Source organism: Halomonas sp. TD01 (assembly GCF_923868895.1).
Classification (GTDB): domain Bacteria; phylum Pseudomonadota; class Gammaproteobacteria; order Pseudomonadales; family Halomonadaceae; genus Vreelandella.
The window spans coordinates 3,713,283-3,730,177 of record NZ_OV350343.1 but is presented as its reverse complement, the minus strand read 5'-3'; the positions used below and the strand labels follow the sequence as shown (position 1 = coordinate 3,730,177).

Annotated in this window: 20 protein-coding genes; 10 read left to right on the top strand and 10 right to left on the bottom strand. The window is 51.4% G+C overall.

Features of this window, described 5'->3' with window-relative positions; all coding sequences use genetic code 11:
• Positions 1–51 precede the first annotated feature (51 nt).
• The 3 genes from L1X57_RS16945 to L1X57_RS16935 are packed head-to-tail and all read right to left on the bottom strand — an operon-like array spanning position 52 to position 2,467.
• On the bottom strand, positions 52–855 hold the full coding sequence (locus L1X57_RS16945) for a helix-turn-helix transcriptional regulator (protein ID WP_234667804.1): 804 nt from the start codon (positions 853–855) through the stop codon (positions 52–54).
• Between the two features lie 45 nt (positions 856–900).
• Positions 901–1,908, bottom strand: a complete 1,008-nt coding sequence (locus L1X57_RS16940) for a GlxA family transcriptional regulator (protein ID WP_009723585.1) — start codon at positions 1,906–1,908, stop codon at positions 901–903.
• Positions 1,901–2,467: an isochorismatase family protein gene (locus L1X57_RS16935; protein ID WP_009723584.1), complete on the bottom strand. Its 567-nt coding sequence runs from the start codon at positions 2,465–2,467 to the stop codon at positions 1,901–1,903. Before L1X57_RS16935 ends, L1X57_RS16940 begins: the two co-directional genes overlap by 8 nt.
• 312 nt (positions 2,468–2,779) lie before the next feature.
• Between L1X57_RS16935 and L1X57_RS16930 the strand changes: the two genes are divergently transcribed.
• Positions 2,780–3,202: a hypothetical protein gene (locus L1X57_RS16930; protein ID WP_009723582.1), complete on the top strand. Its 423-nt coding sequence runs from the start codon at positions 2,780–2,782 to the stop codon at positions 3,200–3,202.
• 10 nt (positions 3,203–3,212) lie between these two features.
• A complete protein-coding gene (locus tag L1X57_RS16925) occupies positions 3,213–3,698 on the top strand; it encodes a DUF1456 family protein (RefSeq protein ID WP_009723581.1) in 486 nt (161 codons plus the stop codon).
• An 84-nt stretch (positions 3,699–3,782) separates the two neighbouring features.
• Here the strand turns inward: L1X57_RS16925 and L1X57_RS16920 are convergent, their stop codons facing one another.
• Positions 3,783–4,526, bottom strand: a complete 744-nt coding sequence (locus L1X57_RS16920) for a class I SAM-dependent DNA methyltransferase (RefSeq protein WP_009723580.1) — start codon at positions 4,524–4,526, stop codon at positions 3,783–3,785.
• Positions 4,527–4,684: 158 nt separating this feature from the next.
• Here L1X57_RS16920 and L1X57_RS16915 point away from each other — a divergent pair, with 158 nt between their 5' ends.
• Together L1X57_RS16915 and L1X57_RS16910 are read left to right on the top strand one after the other, a co-directional pair.
• Complete coding sequence (locus L1X57_RS16915) at positions 4,685–5,092, top strand: DUF4019 domain-containing protein (RefSeq protein ID WP_009723579.1); 408 nt, start codon at positions 4,685–4,687, stop codon at positions 5,090–5,092.
• Between the two features lie 117 nt (positions 5,093–5,209).
• The gene (locus L1X57_RS16910) at positions 5,210–5,527 is read left to right on the top strand and encodes an antibiotic biosynthesis monooxygenase family protein (protein WP_009723578.1); all 318 of its coding nucleotides are present in this window, start codon (positions 5,210–5,212) and stop codon (positions 5,525–5,527) included.
• Positions 5,528–5,567: 40 nt separating this feature from the next.
• Here L1X57_RS16910 and L1X57_RS16905 read toward each other — a convergent pair whose 3' ends face one another.
• Positions 5,568–6,179, bottom strand: coding sequence for a LysE family translocator (locus L1X57_RS16905; RefSeq protein ID WP_009723577.1), 612 nt, complete (start codon positions 6,177–6,179; stop codon positions 5,568–5,570).
• A gap of 142 nt (positions 6,180–6,321) precedes the next feature.
• On the opposite strand from L1X57_RS16905, the gene L1X57_RS16900 reads away from it, so the two are divergent.
• Positions 6,322–6,807, top strand: a complete 486-nt coding sequence (locus tag L1X57_RS16900) for an Lrp/AsnC family transcriptional regulator (protein ID WP_009723576.1) — start codon at positions 6,322–6,324, stop codon at positions 6,805–6,807.
• Positions 6,808–6,847: 40 nt separating this feature from the next.
• On the opposite strand, the gene L1X57_RS16895 is transcribed toward L1X57_RS16900, so the two are convergent.
• Entirely contained in the window at positions 6,848–7,453 is a 606-nt protein-coding gene (locus L1X57_RS16895) for a YqaA family protein (RefSeq protein ID WP_009723575.1), read from the bottom strand.
• A gap of 9 nt (positions 7,454–7,462) precedes the next feature.
• Positions 7,463–8,281: a DUF1206 domain-containing protein gene (locus tag L1X57_RS16890; protein ID WP_009723574.1), complete on the bottom strand. Its 819-nt coding sequence runs from the start codon at positions 8,279–8,281 to the stop codon at positions 7,463–7,465.
• Between the two features lie 155 nt (positions 8,282–8,436).
• Here L1X57_RS16890 and L1X57_RS16885 point away from each other — a divergent pair, with 155 nt between their 5' ends.
• Positions 8,437–9,366, top strand: a complete 930-nt coding sequence (locus L1X57_RS16885) for an AraC family transcriptional regulator (RefSeq protein WP_083817064.1) — start codon at positions 8,437–8,439, stop codon at positions 9,364–9,366.
• Here the strand turns inward: L1X57_RS16885 and L1X57_RS16880 are convergent.
• Positions 9,331–9,924, bottom strand: coding sequence for a LysE family translocator (locus tag L1X57_RS16880; protein ID WP_009723572.1), 594 nt, complete (start codon positions 9,922–9,924; stop codon positions 9,331–9,333). The genes L1X57_RS16885 and L1X57_RS16880 overlap by 36 nt on opposite strands.
• Positions 9,925–10,117: 193 nt before the next feature.
• Between L1X57_RS16880 and L1X57_RS16875 the strand changes: the two genes are divergently transcribed.
• The gene (locus L1X57_RS16875) at positions 10,118–10,978 is read left to right on the top strand and encodes a bifunctional transcriptional activator/DNA repair enzyme AdaA (RefSeq protein ID WP_009723571.1); all 861 of its coding nucleotides are present in this window, start codon (positions 10,118–10,120) and stop codon (positions 10,976–10,978) included.
• A gap of 7 nt (positions 10,979–10,985) precedes the next feature.
• Here the strand turns inward: L1X57_RS16875 and L1X57_RS16870 are convergent, their stop codons facing one another.
• The gene (locus L1X57_RS16870; protein ID WP_009723570.1) at positions 10,986–11,906 is read right to left on the bottom strand and encodes a glutaminase; all 921 of its coding nucleotides are present in this window, start codon (positions 11,904–11,906) and stop codon (positions 10,986–10,988) included.
• A 185-nt stretch (positions 11,907–12,091) separates the two neighbouring features.
• Between L1X57_RS16870 and L1X57_RS16865 the strand changes: the two genes are divergently transcribed.
• Together L1X57_RS16865 and L1X57_RS16860 are read left to right on the top strand one after the other, a co-directional pair.
• Positions 12,092–14,266 (top strand): S8 family peptidase, encoded by a 2,175-nt coding sequence (locus tag L1X57_RS16865; RefSeq protein ID WP_234667802.1) that lies wholly within the window; start codon positions 12,092–12,094, stop codon positions 14,264–14,266.
• Between the two features lie 10 nt (positions 14,267–14,276).
• Complete coding sequence (locus tag L1X57_RS16860; protein ID WP_009723568.1) at positions 14,277–15,728, top strand: cobyric acid synthase; 1,452 nt, start codon at positions 14,277–14,279, stop codon at positions 15,726–15,728.
• 20 nt (positions 15,729–15,748) lie between these two features.
• Here L1X57_RS16860 and L1X57_RS16855 read toward each other — a convergent pair whose 3' ends face one another.
• The gene (locus L1X57_RS16855) at positions 15,749–16,141 is read right to left on the bottom strand and encodes a RidA family protein (protein WP_009723567.1); all 393 of its coding nucleotides are present in this window, start codon (positions 16,139–16,141) and stop codon (positions 15,749–15,751) included.
• A gap of 170 nt (positions 16,142–16,311) precedes the next feature.
• Here L1X57_RS16855 and L1X57_RS16850 point away from each other — a divergent pair, with 170 nt between their 5' ends.
• Positions 16,312–16,872 (top strand): hypothetical protein, encoded by a 561-nt coding sequence (locus tag L1X57_RS16850; RefSeq protein WP_009723566.1) that lies wholly within the window; start codon positions 16,312–16,314, stop codon positions 16,870–16,872.
• Positions 16,873–16,895: the final 23 nt, after the last annotated feature.

Genomic DNA, 16,895 nt, shown 5'->3' with positions numbered 1-16,895 from the left:
TGAGTGACCTCGGTGAGTAAGTTGAGAACTCAGCTTAACGTCGAGGTTTTTTTACGCCTTGTAAATTTGCGACAGTTTGCGCTTGCGATAGGCGGCGGGTGTTTCATAGGCGAGAGATTGGAAGGCGTGGGTGAAGTGAGCCTGGTCATAGTAACCGCATTGCAGCGCTATTTCCGCTAGGGACAGTGTGGTTTCAAGCAGCCCGTGGCGGGCACGGTTTAGTCGGGCATAGGCGACTAATTGGCCTGGAGTAACGCCCACCTCGCGTTTTAATTTGCGCTCCAGGGTACGTCTGGTAAATCCTAGCGCGGCGCCTAACTGTTGGGGTGGAAGCTGTAGTTTTCCAATGGCTTGAACCATCGTGGTGATACGACTACTGGCGGGTGGCTGGCTCTCGAGCCGATGTAACAACCATGTTTCTAGCAGGCGTAAACCCTGTTGTGAATCCAAATGATAGAGGTGCTCTACCACGGGCATTAACCCTTGCAACCCATGTGTTTCAAGTTCGTCACCTAAGCGCTGAGGTTTATCTGTGAATGCTTCGGGTAGCAAGCCCAACAGGCAGTGAACGCCTGCTGCTTTAAAGCGAATCCCCAGGCAGGGAGTGTAGGCGTCGAGTGTTTCTATTAATGTGCGCCTGTTAAAACAGAGCGTGATGATGGGGTGAGAACTAGCAAGTTTGATACTGAGACTAGCGCCGGCATCGGGATAGAATTTTTCGGTTCTGGGTTCAGTAACATCCCCTGAGCCACCCATTGACCAAAAGCACTGTACCCACGGGGCTAAACGCTTATCAGGTAGGCGATGCCGAAAATTGAGATAGTTAGCGTTGCTTGGCAGGATAAGATCGGTCATGGGGTCAACCTGCGATATGTTTTCCTAATGGTAGCTCGTATTGTCTCAATCCAGCAGCTTTTGAGAACTGGCCCGGCGCCATACACTCGGTGGTACTTTCTCGTGGCGAGCCCAGATACGCCTTAGTTGCCGTTCATCACCGAAGCCGGATGCTTCGGCAACCCTTGCTAGGGTCCATGTCGTCTCGGTCATTAATGTTTTAGCGCGTTGCAAGCGCAACCCCATAATGTATTCGCCTACCAGCATACCGGTGAGACTTTTGAACTGGCGCCGAAAATGGCGCTCACTCATGGCTGCTTGGGTCGCTAATGTTTCAATACGCCAGGTTTGCGAGGGGGCGGCACATATTGCATCTTGAACGCGATGCAGTCGTTCATCCACATGATTTCGGCCTTCAAGCCAAGCACCCAGCTGTGGTTCCTGGCCGCTGCGGCGAAGATACAGCACCATTTCTCGGGCAACTGCCAGGGCCAGCGAGTGGCCACAAACGCGGGTGAGCCAGTACAGCATGGTATCTATACCGGTTGAAATCCCAGCGCTGGTTAAATAGCGGCCATCTTCAATAAAAATACAATCGCTTTGCACCTTAGCCTTTGGCGCTTTGGCCTGTAACTGTTCGATTAACGTGTGATGCGTGGTGCAACGTCGCCCCTCCAACAAGCCTGCGTCAGCCAGTAACAGCGTACCGGAGCAAACCGTCATCAATGTGTCCGCATAGCATGCGTTTGCCTTAAGCCAACTAACACACTCTTGCTGCGCCAATGGCTCCACGCTATTGCGATACTGACCTGGAATTAGCAGTAGGTGTTGAGGGGTAAGCTGTTCCGGTAACGGGTCAATGCCGCTAAGCGTCAGAGGGCCTAACCATGGCATAGCGGCGTTGGGGCCGACATAGCAAATCTCAACATCTATTGACAGCCGGTCGGCACACTGCAAGACCTGTAGGGGCCCGACCAAGTCAAGCGGCACTTGGCCAGGCATCATCAATACCGCAATCCGCAAGGTGTTGGCTCTGTGAGAGGGCGGTTGGCTATTATGTTGCTCTTCATTCACACGTGTTTTGCCATTCGTTGATCAAGTCTTGTGTACTGATAATACGCGCAAAACGGTCTTCAAGTACCAGTTCGGTACGTGCCTTAATATCATCTGCTGACCAGGTGATGCCGTTGCGCGTCATGGGAAACGTTAGGGTTGCATCGCTGACAAAATCGACACTAAACCCCAAATCTGACGCCACCCGTGCGGTTGTTTCGCAGCATTGCTCCGTGCGAATACCGCTAATTGCAAGCTGAGTAATATCTCGTTCGCGTAACCAGCTTTCAAGCTCCGTATCGCTGAACGCATTATGAACACGTTTATGAAATGTCACCGCCGTTTTATCGTCAAAACCATCAAGCGGGCGAATTAGGCCAACAGCAGGATCAAAAGGTCCTTGACTGCCTGGTTCTTCATGCAAAATGCGCACAACCGGTATATCGCTTGCTTGCGCTGCATTTAACAACGCACGCTGTTTGGGGCGCCATGCTTGCGCCAGAGATTCTAGCCAGTAATCGCGGGAGGGGAAGGAGGCTTGAACGTCGATTAATAGCAGTGCGGTTTTAGACTGGGTCATGGCTAATCTCATCGTGTTGAAGTGAGGCTACAGATTAGCTATTCCTATTTCAGCCAACGATACATTGGTCGGCCTAAAAGCGGTCATTTTCGGCCAGATATGAAAAGCCACCTAGCTGATTACGAAAGCTGTAAAATGATCACCCGATGGTGCGCTATCAAAGGCTATAATAGTGTGATTATGGTGGAAAGCCGCTACCGTGACTTTTATCTATCGGGTTGGCTTTTATAGTTTTTTATCGAAATTACGTCGATAAGTCGGCCTGTTGGGTAATTTTTGTTGTTTGTTTTAATGAAAGGAAGGTGGTTGGTAATGATTAACACCAAAATATATAAAGCGGTTTATGAGCTGGCGGAACGGCTAATGAAAGCCGCGGCTAAAGATGACAGAGAGGCGTTTGCTCCGCTCTATGCCGAGTTGCAGGCGATTTGCACCGATAACGAGAACACTGATAAAGACCACCCAGAGCAGTGGGAAACCTTGGCTGACTTTACCGAAGAGCTAGAGGATGCGCTGCCGATTTACCAAAAGGCGCTTGATAAAGCCATTGCTAAGCACTCGAAAGACCACATGGCCTCTATTGGTTTTTCCATGGCAACGTTGCAAGTACAGTTAGGTCAGACGGATGACGCTATCGAAAGATTGCAACATGCGAAAGCCAGCGCTGATGGCATTGAAGATGACGAGCTGAAAGCAGAAATCGACCAGTTGCTTGAAACGCTAACGACCAACTAGGAACCCTATTTTGACGAATAATGATATTTTTCGCCGCATTCGCTACACCTTTGATTTAAAAGACAGCACCATCGTGGATATCTTCTCACTAGCTGACGTCAGCGTGAGCCAAGCGCAGGTCACTGCTTGGCTGAAAAAGGATGAAGATGACGCTTTTGTGTCGATGAAAAATAGAGAGCTGGCGGCGTTTCTGAATGGTTTTATCAGCTTTAAACGTGGAAAGCGTGAAGGCCCACAGCCTGCGCCTGAAGCGCAATTAAACAATAATATGGTGTTCCAGAAGCTGCGAATTGCGCTGAATCTGAAAGCAGACGATATCTTGGCAGTGTTTGAACTGGTGGGCTTACCGCTAAGTCATCATGAGCTCAGCGCTTTCTTCCGTAAGCCAAGTCATAAGAATTACCGTGAGTGTAAAGATCAAATGCTGCGTAATTTCTTGCTCGGTATTCAACGCCAGCTACGGCCTGGCTCGAACGACGCAGGTTCTGAGTCTTAAGTTCAAGTTCAGCGCTTTACACCTCGCTTTATGTCACACGGTAACGGCAAGAGAGGCAACATAAGCCTCTCTGCCTTATCGACGCTAACGCTTCACACAGACGAAAATCGCATTGCCCGACAGGTTATCCCAAGGGGTGATGGTCTGGTAGTTGTGCTCAAATACATGCACCTCAAAATAAGGCGCCAGTAGGTCGGTTAATTCCGTAAAGCTGACCGCTACCATCGGATGCTCATCGTTCCATATCTGCGTGGCGTCTGCGATGGTTTTTTCAATACTTAGTCTAAGCGATTGCTTTTCGCCGTGCCCAGCGTAGTGCCAACCCGAGCGGAATGTGAAGACACTGTCTTCTTGTTTGGCACTGTGTTTAACCCATAAATCGTTATTGATTTTGTTTTTATCCACCGCGTTAAAATAGAAAACGCCGCCCTGTTTTAGCGTGCGATGGGCTCTGGAAATACACCCTTTTAGCTTTTCAATCCCATCGTTGTAGTGGATCGAGTACAGAAAGCAGGTGATCAAATCGAGGGGCTCGCTGGCTTCGAATGCACTCATGTCTTGCAGCGAAAAGAGCGCTTCTGGGCAACGTATGGCGGCGATATCCAGCATGGGTTGGTTAATATCAAGACCACTGCTGAGATAACCGAAATCAATAAAATGGCGAACATGAGGGCCCGTGCCACAGGCTAAATCAAGGTGCGTATGCCCGCCGTTGCCGAAGATCTGATGGAGCCGATGAATGGCGTTGCTTTGCGCTTGATAGTCGATATCGACACACATCAAATCGTAGTAGCCAGATAGGTCGGTATAGAGTGCGTTGGCGGACATGGTAGCCTAATGGTGGGCGCTGAAATATTGGGTGGCGCATAGTAAACGAGCTGAGAAGGTTTTAGAAGCGGGGAAAATATTGCTGTTAAAGAAGTCCTGTCATTATCCGATAATTACGTAAGAGGTATGAAAATACCAAACCGCCACAAGAGTCTGCCATGTCAAAATCACCTGCTTTTCTTCTCGCCGCGATACTGCTTAGCCTGACCACCTATGCTCAGGCCTCTGTTCAGACAGCAGAGGCAGCGGCGCTGGCGTGGCTAGAATCAATTGATAATGGTGAGGTTGAACAAGCCTGGGAAGCCTCATCGCCGCTACTCAAAACGCCGCTATCGCCTAGAATGCTCAGACGTATTATTGAATTAGCACGCCATGAGTTTGGCCCGGTAGAATCACGTCAGCGAGTGCAAGTCTCCCATTATCAATCTATGCCCGGTGCGCCGGATGGCGACTACATGGTTTTTATCTTCCATACTCGATTTGAAAATAAAACGAGAGGGATCGAAACCGTAACGCCTCATTTGGAAAATGGAGAGTGGCGAGTCAGTGGTTATTATGTGCAATAGCTCTGTGTAATAGCTCTGTGTAATAGCTCTGTGTAATAGCTCTGTGTAGTGCTTCTTTGTAATAGGTTTTTGTAAATGACTGATGCCGTAACCAATACGAATCAAGGTGGTGCTGCTATGCCTAGTATTGCTAATACGCCCGAGCCGCCTTACTACGCGGTTATTTTTACCTCACAACGCACCGAGATCGATAATGGCTATGACGCAATGGCGACAAGAATGGTTGAACTTGCAGCACAGCAGCCGGGATTCTTGGGGGTAGAGTCTGCCCGAAATGAGGTGGGAGTGACGGTGTCATACTGGGCTGATTTGGCCTCAATAAAAGCGTGGAAAGCCCACGCTGAGCATCAGGAAGCTCAGCGACTAGGCCATCAGCAGTGGTACCAGCACTTTAAGACGCGCATTGCCAAAGTCGAACGAGATTATGGTATTTAAACTATCAACGCAGCCTAGGCAGGCTTTTTGCTGATTAAGTTTAAGAGGCTAACCTTAGGGCAAAGCCAATAATGAGTGTTCCAAATACCCAGCGTTGCAGGGTTTGCCTTTTTTGATGGCTGGCAAACCAGCGTTGCATCCGCGCTCCCAAGCAGGCATATAGCGCATCGTACACAAGCCCCACGCCCACTAGCACAGCCCCCAATAGAGTAAATTGGAGCGCAACGTCACCCTGTTGGGTGTGAACGAACTGGGGTAATAACACCGAACAAAACAGCAGCGATTTCGGGTTCAGCAGGTTCGTTAAAAGACCCCGTCTCCAGGCTAGGTAATAGCTACCGGTGAGCGATGCTTGCGGGTGGTTAGTATCGGTGCTCCGTTTAGTACGAATCAGCTGTACGCCCACCCAAATCAAGTAGGCAGCACCGAGATAACGAACAGCATCAAAAAGCCACGGAGCGGCGACAAATAGGGCGGCCAGGCCCAAACCGGCTAACGCCACATGCAGCCCTCGGGCGATGGCTAACCCTAGCGCTGTGGCTAATCCATGCCCACGGCCCAGCGTACTGCTGGTATGTAGCACCAACAGCATATCTGGGCCTGGAATCAGGTAAACAATGGCTAATGCACTAATAAAAAGACCGATTTCCATGGCCGCTCCCTCAAAATTGCACGTAGTGACTTCATAAAGGGCATGGTACCGTTAAACTGATGAGTGATTTCTTGCCATTTGCGCTCATGGAACATCAGTTATTGGTATTTTGTGCCAAATAAGAGTGGAGAAATGCTTACTTATGCCAGTTGGTCAGTTAGATGCTATCGATCGACGCATTCTTGCGTTGCTACAGGGGGATGCTCGCTTAACCAATGTGGAGCTCGCAGAGAAAGTAAATTTGTCGCCGTCTCCCTGTTTACGCCGAGTGCGACGCTTGGAAGCAAGCGGCATTATTCGTGGCTACCACGCGGAGCTTGATCGTCGAAGCGTCGGGCTGGAGTTAACGGTGTTTGTGGGCATTAAGGTAGAACGCCACCATGAAGAGCAAGCTAATGCCTTTCGAGAAGCCGTGGTTAAACTGCCGGAAGTGGTCACTGCGCATTTGGTATCTGGTGAATCGGATTTTCTGCTACAGGTGGTAGTGCCTAGCTTGGCTGCGTACGAGGCGTTTTTAACGGGGACGTTGCTGCGCTTACCTGGAGTGAGCGATATTCGCAGCAACTTTGCTATTCAGCCGGTGAAAGAGTACGGCACATTACCGCTGGATAATAGCGATAAGGCCTAGTCTGGCAGTTGAGGGATGAAGAAGGCCTACGGTTTAGCGATTAACGCGATATTACTAACCCAGCCAGCGACTGTAATCCGACGACCACCACCAGTACCACCATACCTAGCGCGAGGCTGGTTTTAAGCGCGTGACGCTTCCACATAAGTTCTACGCGGTTGCCAAAGCGGTGTACCAGCCAAGCAAGGCCGAAATAGCGAAGCCCACGGGCTAGCAGGGCAGCCAGCACAAATAACATAATCGGATAGCCGGAAAGCCCAGCGGTAATCATGGCCACCTGAAACGGGATCGGCAGTATGCCAATAGCCAAAATCGCTGCAAAACCGTACTGCTCGAAGAATGTTTGGAACGACTGATAACTCTGCTCCATACCCATAAATTCGATAAACCATGTGCCTATAGATTGGTACAGCACCATGCCGACGGTATAGCCCACAATGGAAGCTATCAGGCAGCCAAGGGTCGTCGCGGTGGCCATTGCCCAAATGCGCTGCTGGTTAATCGCCATGAGCGGGATCAACACCAGCTCAATGGGAATTGGCAAAATAATGGTTTCTAAAAAAGACAGGGTGCCGAGTAACCACAGCATGTTTTTCGAACCATTAATACGCTCAAACCACTGTTTAGTCCGTGTTGTTGAAAGCATCTTATGTCTCTACATTTCAGTATTAATGCGACGATAGACGGCCGCTAAAAGGCTGTAGAGACCAAACGCAAAGAGTCCAAGTGCGACAAAGGCAAGCAACCACTGACCGAAAGGTTGGCTTCGCAGCGTGCTGAACACTTCTCCCATACCACCTGCTTGATTAGGGTTAATTTGGTAGGCTGCGATGATAAAAAAGCTGCCCACGATCACGAAGACGAGACCGCGAATCACTAAGCCGAATCGACAGATGGGGTAGGCCCATTGTTGAGTTTGTGGTGGCATCGCAAAGTGTTTATCGAATTTTGCTTTGTAGCCTTTGATTGCATGGGCAATACCAACACCTATCAAAATTAAACCAACCCCGCCAACTAACCATCGCCCGAAAGGCTGCTGCATCAGCCAACCTGCTACGCCTTGCGAGCCGCCGCTGGAATCCCCAGAAGAGCCTGCAAATTGGAAGATGAGCGTTGCGGCAAAAAATGCCAGAAGAATATGCGTAATGGCACTCGCTAATAAACCTGCGCGAATAGTTAAGCTTTTAGCACCATTACCATGATGGTCGGTGTCTTTGACAGCTTGGATTGTGCGCCACATAGCGTAGCCGACCAAACCGACAGCAATAAGACCTAGCATGATTTTACCAAAGGGAGCAGTTAACACTCTTTCTAGAGCACCGCGGCTGCCTTCCGTTTGGCCGCCTTGTTCAAAGGCTGCCAGGGTGGCTAGGCCTCCCACTAATACATAAACGATGCCGCGAGAAGCGTAGCCCATTCGGGCGAAAAGGGTAATCACATCACGATGATCTGGGTTATTCATTCGATTGGCCATGGTGTCCTCCTGACGTTTATGGCATTGCGAATTCCTACGCAATCTGGCTTATATAGAGCTTGTCTGGCGGCCCATACTGTGCGTGCGTTGTGCTATTGTCTAGCGTAGGCCAAGCCATCAGGCTATTCGCTATTTTTTGATGATGCGAGCAGAAGATGAGCCATAAGTCTCCAAGTGCTAAGTCTTTACATGCTAAGTCTCTACAGGCTGGGTCTCTACAGGCTGGGTCTCCACGTGTTGGGTCGCCGCCTGTTTTTTGGCGCGACTCACGGCTGCCTTATGTCGAACTGCGTAAAATCAGTGATGCGAGGCAAGTGTGCTACGCCCCTCATAGCCATGTTCACTGGTCGGTAGGGGCTATTACGTCAGGCAGCAGTACGTTTTTCTATCGGGAATCGACTTACCCGATTAGCGCCGGTGACTTGGTTATGATGAACCCTGACTGGGTGCATGCCTGTAACCCCATCGAGAACGAACCTTGGGCATATTTGATGCTCTATGTGGATGCACAATGGCTAGCGGATTTACGCTATCAAATAGGCACGCTTGGTTCCCCAACCTGGAGTGATATTGATACGGCGGTGGTCTCACAGCCAGCGCTGTATGCCCACTATTGTGAAATGGCGGCTTGTTTATTGGATAAGCAATGCACTCTCTCTATGAAGCACGCGTCGGTTACCGGGTTTCTTACCGCATTGATGCTGGCATTAGCGCACGAGACAACCGTCTCTAGGCCGCAGCCGCCGGATGGCTTGCAGGCTGCGGCTGCCTATTGTGACGTGAATGCGGCTTTTGATGTGTCATTGGAAACGCTATGTCAGTTAACCGGCTATAGCGCTGGTCATCTTATCCGTGCGTTTAAGCAGCACTATGGGCTTACCCCTCATGCTTATCTGATTAATCGCCGTGTTCAGCTTGGCCAGCGGGCGCTTAGGCAGGGGGAGTCGATCGTTAATGCGGCTTTATTAGCCGGCTTTAACGACCAACCCCACTTCCAGAGAACATTTAAGCGGTTAGTGGCGGCAACACCCAACCAGTATCGCTATCCGCTACTCAAACAGCAGGAAAATAGCGCTGGCAGCTAGGCCAGCAGCCAGCGTGCGGTTAATGGTAAGCAGAACGAACGGACGGTGAATATAGCGTCTAAGAAAAGCGCCTGCATAAACCCAGCTTGCCAGTGACAACCAACAAATGGGTAGATAGAGAGCTGCGAACAGCCATAGCTGATAGGGGTCACTACTGCTGGTGTAAGCCCCGATGCCAGCGGCAGACGCCAACCACGCCTTAGGATTTAGCCACTGCATCATCGCGCCGGTCATAAAACCTGGTGGTTTGTCTGTGCCCTGGCCATGAACCGAGCCATCATGTTGGAAAAGTTGGTAGCTTAAGTAAAGTAAGAAAAGCAGCCCTGCCCAGCGTAGTACTTCTTCCAGTAATGGCACTACGTTTAGCAGTGAATAAAGCCCTGCTCCAATCGCCAGGAAAAGGGCCAGAAACCCTAATGTCGCACCCGTGACGAAGATAAGCCCTTTGGCGATAGGGTAGTGGGTGCCGCTACTCAGGCAAATAAGGTTGACTGGGCCTGGGGAAATAGATGCGGCAAGGGCAAATGCAGACATCGGTAACAGTAGTGAAACGCTCATTGTCATTCTCCTGAATAGAGCCAAGAGTTTGGAATGACGCGTAAAAGGTGTATTGAACAAAATTGAGATGCCACGATATTGCGCAAGATTCGGGTAGGCCTAGTGACATGGGGTGGTTACGCTTGTTCTGTGTTATGAACCTTATGTTTCGGCTCTGTGCTTTTCCTCGTTTAGCTCCGATGAGAACGTCTTTATGAATGACTATGCCCGTATCGAAAAAGCGATGGCCTATATGGTGGCCAATGCCGCCAGCCAGCCAAGTTTGGAAACAGTGGCGGCGCAGGTGCATTTGAGTGCTTACCATTTCCAGCGGCTGTTTTGTCGTTATGCGGGTATCAGTCCTAAGCGTTTTTTACAGGCGCTGACCTTGGAGCGGGGCAAACAACTGATCGCATCGTCAGAAAGTCTTACCAACACCGTGCATGCGCTAGGACTAAGCGGTGGCTCGCGGCTTTATGATCACTTTGTGCAGCTAGAAGCGGTCACGCCGGGTGAATTTAAGCGCCAAGGGGAGGGGGTTGAGATTGCCTATGGCGTGCACCCTACACCTTTCGGCGAGATATTGGTGGCGATGACGCCGAGAGGAATTTGTCGGATGGCCTTTGTGGCATCTACCAGCCAGGAAGCGTTGCTGGCAGAACTCGTAAAACAGTGGCCACGCAGTACGCTATGCCATCGCCCTGATGCCACCCGTTATGCGGTAGAGGCACTGTTTACAACATCTGCAGAAACGACCACAAAAGCGACCCCTGCCACGCTATCGCTCCACGTGAGTGGTACTAATTTCCAGATTGCTGTATGGCGCGCGCTGCTCACTATTCCTGAAGGGCAGTTGGCGAGCTACTCGCAAATTGCCCAGGCACTTGGCATGCCGAAATCATCTCGAGCAGTCGGAAATGCGGTGGGTGCTAACCCCATTGCACTGTGGATTCCTTGCCATCGGGTAATCCAACAAAGCGGTGCGCTAGGTGGCTATCGCTGGGGGATTGAAACAAAGCAGCAGGTGCAAGCGTGGGAAGCGGCTCAGCACTCCCCCTTGCTTGAGCCGCATTAACCCTGAATTAGTGTCCAAATACCGACCAGCCAGTGTCCTGGACAAACATTTCCAGCGCACGTGTACCCAGTAGGCTATTGCCGTATTTATCCAGCCCCGGTGACCATACGGCAAGCGAACCACGCCCAGGAGCAATAGCTAAAATTCCTCCGCCTACGCCGCTTTTGCCAGGTAAGCCGACGCGGAAAGCGAACTCCCCCGACGCATCGTAGTGGCCGCACATCATCATCAGTGAATTAATCCGCCGTGCTCGCTGTGGCGATACCACGCGTAAATCGCTCGGTTGATTGACACCGTCCGATGCCAAAAACAGCCCGGCGTGAGCAAGTTGGTCGCAGCTCATGGCAATCGCGCACTGGTGAAAGTAGGTGCCGAGCACCTTGTCGACATCATGACGCAGGCGGCCAAAGGCTTTCATAAAATGAGCCAGCGATGCGTTGCGATCTTTGTGCTGCATTTCGGAAGCCGCTACCTGATGATCAAAACAGATACTGTTATCGTCGGCGATGTAGCGCACAAAGCTAAGAATTTCCGCAAGTGTCTCTTTAGGCTCGTGACCCATCATGATGGCGTCAACAATTGCAATCGCCCCGGCATTAATAAACGGATTGCGCGGTTTACCGCTTTCGTGCTCAAGCTGCACAATTGAATTGAACGGGTCGCCAGAAGGCTCTCGCCCGACCCTCGACCACAATCCGTCACCCCATTTTCCCAGCGCAATGGTTAGCGTGAAAACTTTGGAAATGCTCTGGATTGAGAACGGCGTGGTGGCGCAGCCCGCAGAGAATCGTTGGCCGTCTACCGTGGCCAAACTGATAGCGAATTGGCTGGGGTCCACATGGGCAAGCTGGGGAATGTAGTCGGCCACTTTGCCTCGTTCGGTTTCAAGGGCTAGTTCGGCGACAATATTATTGAGTAATTCTTGCATCTAATACGAATTCGTTTGGCAGCGTGAGGCGCTACCCTAGCGGAAATTAGCATGCTTGTCTGCTGGAAACCCCATCCCTTGCGTACGGAGTTCTCTCAGTATTAAATGCCTACGCAGTTTCTCTTTTCGTATACCGCCTGTAGGGGGCATGTACGTAAAGCCTCATATTGATATAAAAGGTGGCCATGATGCCTAAACAGCGGCCTCTCTTCCTGACAGTGGGGATAGCGATTGGGCTGTCTTTATCAGGATGTAGCTCAAGCGGCGGTGGCGGTGGCCAGCACGCTTCAGGCGGTTCGCCATCTCGTGCAAGTCCTGCCCCTCTCGAGCCTGGGCTGGTTCGTGTTGCAGTGGCTGACAGCGCTTTTGATATCGCCACTATTACCAACGCTGAGCGAGTAATAGATAGCTTAGATATCTATACCAACACGACAAATGTCAGCGGTGTTGATGAATGGCACGGTAATGCGGTGGCATCGACGATTACTGGGGGCACGTTGGGAAACTCTCGCCTTGATCTGCTCAAAGTAGAAGATAGCCAGGGTGCTACCTTAAACAACGCTCTTGATTATGCCATTGGTGAAGCTGCAGCAAGGGGCGCGCGAGTTATAAACGCAAGTTTCTCCCGTCGCTTGGAGGCCAGCGACCCTCGGCTTTCATTTAATGGCGTGTCATCTGCCGCGTCTTTTCAACGCGTGGTAAATGCCAACGATGGTAAAGGGGCTGTTTATGTGGTTAGCGCTGGCAACAGTGGAAGCGCTATCGATACCAAGGGCAACGCTATTTATGATCGGTACCCCGATTTGTATCGCATGATGCTCATTGCGGTAGGTACGACAGAAGATGGCTCGATTCATCCACTCAGTAGCTATCCTGGTGACGATAATCGCCTACAAGAGCGCACGTTAGGCGCTGAATATGCCAATCGTCAGAAAGGTGCTCAAGGTACTTCTATTTCTGCAGCGCGTGTCTCCGAGTACGCGGCGGGAATTGTTGCTCAATGGCCTCACCTGACGGCCCGAGAAGCAAGCCAGCGACTGTTGGATACCGCTCGACAGGATAATGAGCTATTCCGGCATAATAGTTGTGGCGAAACAGGCACCTTGAATTGCGGTGCTTTTTATCTAGGCCAGGGCGAAGCAGATATCGATGCGGCACTAGCACCAGAAGGTGAGCTGGTGGTAAGCCAAAGCCAGCGTATATCGGAAGGCGGCGAGTCGGCGGATGGTTCGTTTATGCAGCTGTCTGGTGCTTATGGCAATGCGGTAGCGGCGTCTGGTGTGCTTGATAATGTAGCGGTATTCGATACGCTCGGGCGAGATTACCAACTCAACCTTGGTTTGCATGCTCAGCCGCGCACACGGCGTGCTATACAGCTCCGTGATCAAATGGAGCAGCTGTCTCAGGCATCTGCCTATGCGAAACAGACGCAATCCATCGAGCAGGGGAATTACCGTTTTACGTCTAGCAATAACAGTATGGGTGATGTCTTGGGTAGTCGTTTCGACGGTACTTTTGGTGACGTACAGTTGAGCGCATTTAGCTTTGCTGGTGACCAGCCTGACCCCATGAGTGGCTATATGGAGTCGGCCATGATGCCGATGATCTCCTTTCAAGCAGGGTCTGAATTGACCCAGGCATTTGAGTCAGTCAATGGTGTAAAAACCCGTTATCCGCTGGGCGAGCAGCTAAGCTTGACGGCCTCCCACTGGGTCGGTGGTGTAAACAGCACGGAAAGTCACAGCGACTACCGTGCAAACCGTTCAGACGTAGGACTGGCACTTCAGGTGTCACCCGCCCTTAGTGTTAGTGGTTATGTAGGCCAATTAGATGAGCAGCAAGGCCTGTTGGGGGCCAGTGGCAGCGGGGCCTTGGGGTTGGGCGAGCAAAACCAAATGGCGTTTGCAGGCGTTGGCTTACAGGCAGCATTCAATAATGGCTTTAGTGGTTTTGCAGAGTTTGAACAGGGGCGAGGCAACGCTGTCGGCAGCGGGCTGTTGACCCGTATCGATGATATAAGGGCGCAGCAAATGGCGCTGGGCTTACAGTGGTCTGGGAGCGGTCAGCGTGCTGATGAACGCGCTGCATTTACCCTCCGCCAGCCACTACGAATCGCAAGTGCAAATGCACTCTTCGATGTACCAGTAGGACGTCGCTTAGATGGTAGCGTCGTACGCGAGACTCGCAGTGCCTCGCTTGAGCCTTCAGGACGTCAACTGGATATCGAACTGGGGTACACATTCCCTACTAGCGACAGCAGCTTGTGGCAATTTAATCTCTTGCATACGCTTGAACCAGGCCATGATGCTAATGCTCCAAGCGATTCCGCTGCGATGGTAAATTACACTTACGCTTGGTGATTGGCAGACTATGACCACATTGATGATTCAGGGCACCACCTCGGATGCGGGAAAAAGCACGGTGGTTGCCGGGCTTTGCCGCGTGTTAAAGCGCCGTGGTATCTCAGTCGCGCCATTTAAACCGCAAAACATGGCACTCAATAGTGCGGTCACCAGCGACGGCGGTGAAATTGGCCGCTCCACTGCGCTACAAGCTCAGGCGGCAGGGGTGGTTCCCCATAGTGATATGAACCCGGTGCTGTTAAAGCCGGAAACTGATCGTGGTGCCCAGGTGATTTTGCGCGGCAAGGTGCATGGCCATATGGATGCACTGGATTACCATGCGTTCAAGCACACGGCGAAAGAGAGCGTCATGGCAGCGTGGCAGGCCTTGGAAAACCGCTTTGATGTGATCATTGCTGAAGGTGCGGGTAGCCCGGCGGAAATCAATCTGCGTAAAGGCGATATCGCCAATATGGGCTTTGCCGAAGCTGCCGACTGCCCGGTATTGTTAGTGGGTGATATTGACCGTGGCGGTGTGTTTGCTCAGCTTGTAGGCACGCTGGCACTAGTAAGCGACAGCGAACAGGCACGCACGAAAGGATTTATTGTTAATCGCTTCCGGGGTGATATTGCCTTGCTTGAACCAGGCCTTGAATGGTTAGAGGCCCGTACCGGCAAGCCGGTACTGGGAACCTTGCCTTACCTGCAAGGCCTGCTGCTGGACGCTGAAGATAGCATTGGCCTAGTTCACGCTGAAAAAGCCAATCACACCCTGAAGGTCATTGTTCCCGCGCTGCCTCGTATCAGCAATCATACGGATTTTGACCCGCTGCGCTTACACCCCCAGGTATCGCTAACCTTTGTAGGGCCAGACCAACCGATTCCACCTGCTGATGTGATTATATTGCCCGGTAGTAAAAGCACCGCCAGCGATTTGGCATGGCTAACACGCCAGGGCTGGAGAGACGCCATAGTCCGTCATCTGCGCTACGGCGGAAAGGTACTGGGAATTTGCGGTGGTTTTCAAATGCTGGGCGAGTGGGTTGATGACCCAGACGGCCTGGAAGGCGCGCCAGGAAAGGTAGCAGGCTTGAGGCTATTGCAGATGGCCACGCGTATGGTATCGGGCAAACAGTTGCGTAATGTCAGTGGCACCATGGTAGGGCAAGAGGCGGCAGTGACGGGTTACGAAATTCACAATGGTGTGAGTAGCGGGGCTGCACTCAATCGGCCGCTGTTTGATTTAGGTAGCCACGTGGATGGGGCTATCAGCATCGATGGCCAAGTGATGGGGACTTATCTGCATGGGTTGTTTGATCACCCCGATGCCTGCCAAGCGCTGCTTACTCAGTTAGGCCTAGAAAGTGCGACACCCGTCGATTATCGCGCCCATCGTGAGCAAGCGCTGGAGCGACTGGCTGATACGCTGGAAGCGCACTTGGATATTGAGGCCATCTTGGCAATGGTAAGGGCGCATTAAGCGCCCAGAATGCTTGAGGATTATTCTTGCGGTGGACGCTTTGCCATCAAGGTGATTTCGACGGTGCTACCCCCGCAAATATTTGGTGACTCTGTACAGGTGCGTGCTGGGTAGCGTCCAGGTTCAAAAAACTCCGCGTAGATACTGTCTAATGCATTGATCTGCCTTAAGTCAGCAAGGTGGATGTCTACCCGTACAATATCCGCTAGGCTGCCACCTTCTTGCTCTAGCATGCGTTCAAGTTCGCGCATGACGAGGCGAGTTTCTTCTTTGACATCTCCACGGGTGGCTTTGCCGTTAGAAAGATCAGTAACGGTCAGCCCTGAAATAAACACATAGTGATCATCGATCACCATGTGGCTGCCTGGGAAACTTGGCTTGGGTAACGTGGGATCGTCGATATACTGTGGCATTGGCTCTCCTTAGCGACAAATAAGCGAGTCGCGCTTAGTGCGACTCTGCCACTAGAGTGTAGTTCCTTTGGGAGCAGAGGGTGGTGCTAGCGAAAGCTTTGCTCTAGGCTGGCGAACTTTTAAAGTTTTTCCGTTGTTGATGTGATTTTAAATTCTCATGAGAGAGCGTAATGAAGGTAGTTCATATTAGTCAGAGCGCCCCGCGTAATGCGTGTTTGGCAACCTTGTGTGCCAAGGTATACGGTCAGCAAGCTGGGTTAACGCCATTGGTAATTTTTACTGGCACTAAAAATGTGTTGTTTGACCAAGAGGCAGCCCGTTTGTTAGCGGGTGTCGATGGCGATGGTAAACCCCTGGCGCTAGCATTGCTGGTGTTGGATGAGGCTGGCGAGGGGATGACGGTAACTCACGCTTGCGAGTTTGTTGATGGTGCTAAAGCGCGTCTAATTAGCGAGTTAAGTCTTAAGGCCCCGCTGCGCGTTGAGGTAAATGATGCCACCCAAGAAGCGTTCTATCAGCAGTGCGGGTTTAAGCGCTGGTTTGATGGTGCACAGGGGCAGCGCATTGGTTTAGGCGCCCGACATCCTGCTAAGCATAGTAATGACCTGACGCCCACCTTGAGTCTTGATGAGGCGTTAATACTACGCCGATTTAAGCATGACCCCGCTGCATTTAATGAGGCCAAAGAGGCTTTTTTGTCAGGTTTGAACAACTTTCCTGCCACGCTGTAGGCTAAAAAACAACGAAGCGTTCC

Bases quoted from the DNA above. Each gene is read 5' to 3' on its own strand.
- L1X57_RS16945 (WP_234667804.1), bottom strand. From the start codon at position 855: ATGACCGATCTTATCCTGCCAAGCAACGCTAACTATCTCAATTTTCGG.
- L1X57_RS16935 (WP_009723584.1), bottom strand. From the start codon at position 2,467: ATGACCCAGTCTAAAACCGCACTGCTATTAATCGACGTTCAAGCCTCC.
- L1X57_RS16930 (WP_009723582.1), top strand. From the start codon at position 2,780: ATGATTAACACCAAAATATATAAAGCGGTTTATGAGCTGGCGGAACGG.
- L1X57_RS16920 (WP_009723580.1), bottom strand. From the start codon at position 4,526: ATGTCCGCCAACGCACTCTATACCGACCTATCTGGCTACTACGATTTG.
- L1X57_RS16915 (WP_009723579.1), top strand. From the start codon at position 4,685: ATGTCAAAATCACCTGCTTTTCTTCTCGCCGCGATACTGCTTAGCCTG.
- L1X57_RS16910 (WP_009723578.1), top strand. From the start codon at position 5,210: ATGCCTAGTATTGCTAATACGCCCGAGCCGCCTTACTACGCGGTTATT.
- L1X57_RS16905 (WP_009723577.1), bottom strand. From the start codon at position 6,179: ATGGAAATCGGTCTTTTTATTAGTGCATTAGCCATTGTTTACCTGATT.
- L1X57_RS16900 (WP_009723576.1), top strand. From the start codon at position 6,322: ATGCCAGTTGGTCAGTTAGATGCTATCGATCGACGCATTCTTGCGTTG.
- L1X57_RS16895 (WP_009723575.1), bottom strand. From the start codon at position 7,453: ATGCTTTCAACAACACGGACTAAACAGTGGTTTGAGCGTATTAATGGT.
- L1X57_RS16890 (WP_009723574.1), bottom strand. From the start codon at position 8,281: ATGGCCAATCGAATGAATAACCCAGATCATCGTGATGTGATTACCCTT.
- L1X57_RS16885 (WP_083817064.1), top strand. From the start codon at position 8,437: ATGAGCCATAAGTCTCCAAGTGCTAAGTCTTTACATGCTAAGTCTCTA.
- L1X57_RS16880 (WP_009723572.1), bottom strand. From the start codon at position 9,924: ATGAGCGTTTCACTACTGTTACCGATGTCTGCATTTGCCCTTGCCGCA.
- L1X57_RS16875 (WP_009723571.1), top strand. From the start codon at position 10,118: ATGAATGACTATGCCCGTATCGAAAAAGCGATGGCCTATATGGTGGCC.
- L1X57_RS16870 (WP_009723570.1), bottom strand. From the start codon at position 11,906: ATGCAAGAATTACTCAATAATATTGTCGCCGAACTAGCCCTTGAAACC.
- L1X57_RS16865 (WP_234667802.1), top strand. From the start codon at position 12,092: ATGATGCCTAAACAGCGGCCTCTCTTCCTGACAGTGGGGATAGCGATT.
- L1X57_RS16860 (WP_009723568.1), top strand. From the start codon at position 14,277: ATGACCACATTGATGATTCAGGGCACCACCTCGGATGCGGGAAAAAGC.
- L1X57_RS16855 (WP_009723567.1), bottom strand. From the start codon at position 16,141: ATGCCACAGTATATCGACGATCCCACGTTACCCAAGCCAAGTTTCCCA.
- L1X57_RS16850 (WP_009723566.1), top strand. From the start codon at position 16,312: ATGAAGGTAGTTCATATTAGTCAGAGCGCCCCGCGTAATGCGTGTTTG.